The sequence below is a fragment of the Streptomyces niveus genome, from assembly GCF_001723055.1.
Lineage (GTDB): Bacteria > Actinomycetota > Actinomycetes > Streptomycetales > Streptomycetaceae > Streptomyces > Streptomyces niveus.
Genome location: NZ_MDCR01000313.1, coordinates 1 through 2,322, shown reverse-complemented (window position 1 = coordinate 2,322; position 2,322 = coordinate 1). Strand labels below are relative to the sequence as shown.

2 protein-coding genes are annotated in these 2,322 nt (G+C 73.4%); both read right to left on the bottom strand.

All coding sequences use genetic code 11. From position 1 onward, the window contains the following. Positions 1-1,202 (bottom strand): ATP-grasp domain-containing protein (locus BHU15_RS29910; protein ID WP_069630016.1); only part of this gene is annotated, 1,202 nt, incomplete at its 3' end. After that, a complete protein-coding gene (locus BHU15_RS29905) occupies positions 1,199-2,302 on the bottom strand; it encodes a pyridoxal-phosphate dependent enzyme (protein WP_069630017.1) in 1,104 nt (367 codons plus the stop codon). The genes BHU15_RS29905 and BHU15_RS29910, both read right to left, overlap by 4 nt. Between the last annotated feature and the right edge of the window lie 20 nt (positions 2,303-2,322).

The following is a 2,322-nucleotide window of genomic DNA, read 5'->3' as shown; positions in this document are numbered from 1 at the left end:
AGGTGAGTTGGTACCCGGTGCTGCGCCAGCTCCGCCGTCGGGGCCTGCGCGAGCACCATGCCCGTGCACCCGCGCTGGTCCCCCACGTGCTGCACGGCGTCGCCGGGCGCCCGCACCGGGTACCAACTCACCTCCCCCGGAAAGGCGTTCAGCCCCTCCAGGCCGGCCCACCCCTCCAGGACGCCCGGCTCGTCCGCGTACACGAGGACGAACGCGACGGCCGGTCCTGTCGGTCGCAGCGGCGCGTCCAGGAGGCGGGGGCGGCGGCCGAGCGTGACGTCAACCAGCGCCTCGTAGACATTCACGTCGAGCGTGCGGCACATGGCCTCGGCGACCAGGGCGCCGCCGATCCTGCGGTTGATCTCGACCAGTTCCGGTCCGCGCCGGGTGAGGACGAACTCGACGTGGGCGAAGCCCTGGTCGTGCCCGGCCGCCGCGAGTATGTCGGCCACCCACCGCTCGACCGTGGCGAGTTCGTCGGCCGGCAGCGCCACCGGGAAAGCGGCGGCCTCCTCCCGTACGGCGGGGCGGCGCGAGGTCTGCCGGCTCAGGACGCCGAGCAGCCGGGTGTGCCCCTGCCAGCTCAGGGTCTCGGCGCTGTAGAGCGGCCCGGCGAGGAAGGGCTCGGCGAACAGCCGCCCGTTCAGCCCCTGTCCGCCCGGCGCCTGCGCACGCTCCTCGGCCTCCGCCAGGGCCGCCGCCAGCGCCTCCTCGTCGTGCACGATCCACACGTCCCGCGACGACGTCCCGGCCGACACCTTCAGCACGGCGGGCAGCCCGACGCCCTCGCGCACCAACTCGGCACTGTCCGCGCGGGGTTCGAGCACCACCGACGTCCCGGCGCTCAACCCCGCCCGGTGCAGGGTCTGCCGTACGCGCGCCTTGTCACGAAGAAGTTTTACGGCCTCCGGATCCGGACCCGGCAGTCCGAGTTCCTGTGCGAGGTCGGCCGCGGGCGCGCTCCAGGTGTCCGTGGTGTTGATCAGCCCGGCGAGGTCGGTCAGGCTCGCGAGTGCGCGGCGTACGGCGTCCGGGTCGAAGGTGTCGACGTCGATGACGTCCACCCCGCTCTCGGTCGCCAACTCGTGCCGGTACACGGCGCGGTCGCCGGTCAGCAGCACGAACCGGTGCCCGGCGGCGCGGGCGGCCCGTGCCGTACGGCCGAGGCCGAAGGAGAGGGCTTCCAGTGCGGCGATGGTCATCGGCCCGCCTCGCTCTCGGGCGCCAGGACATCCGGTGGGACGACGGCGTTGGGCGGCGCGGGGCGGCCCGCCCACTCCATCACGGCCCAGGGCGGGCGCAGTTCGGCGAGTTCGTCGATCCGCTCCGGTTTCAGCGCGCTCGGGTCGGACGCCTCCGTGTGCCGGGCGAACACCCGCTCGGCGTAACGGTGTCCGGTGTCCGCGCCGAGGACGAGATGCGTACGGTGCGGATCGCGCGCCGCCTCCCACGCGGCGACGAGATGCGCGGCGCCGGTGGACAGTCCCGCGAACACCGCGTGCCGGCGCAGCAGCGCGACGGAGCCGGCCATGGCGTGCCGGAAGTCGAGCCAGTGGACCGTGTCGTACAGCTCGTGGCGCACATTCCCGAAGGGAATGGAGCTGCCGATGCCCGCGATGATCGCGTCCGGGTCGCTGAAGCCCTCGCTGCCGAACGTCACGCTGCCGAACGGCTGTATCCCCACCAGCCGTACCGTGCGGCCCTCGGACCGGCCGTCGGCGCGCAGCGCCCGCGTGAGTCCGCCGGTGGAGGCGCCCGTGCCGACGGTGCCGACGACCGTCAGGTCCTCACCCGGCAGCGCGGCGGCGGCCAGGGCGGCCAGTTCGCGGTAGCCGGTGTGGTGGACGCCGTCGTGGTACTGCCGCATCCAGTGGAAGTCCGGCCGGGCGTCGAGGAGTTGACGTACGTGGCGCACGCGCCGCTCCTGGTCCAGACGCAGGCTCTGCGACGGCGGCATCTGGTCGACGGTCGCGCCCAGGACCTCCAACTGGGCGCGCATCGTGGCGTCCACGGTGGTGGAGGCCACGATGTGGCAGCGCAGCCCGTAGCGGTGGCAGGCCATCGCGAGGGCGAGGGCGTAGATGCCGCTGGAACTGTCCACGAGGGTCTGGCCGGGCACGACCCGGCCGCGTTCGAGCAGTTCGCGCACGGCGCCGAGCGCCGCGTACACCTTCATGGTCTCGAAGCGGGCCAGCACCACGTTCTCGGAGAGCCGGAGAAAGGCCGGGGCTTTCATGGCGTCGGTGATGTGGTCGTGCACGGGGACCGACAGTCGGGGGGTGGCGGGGCTGAGCTGGGGCATGGCGTACGGGTCCTCCGGGG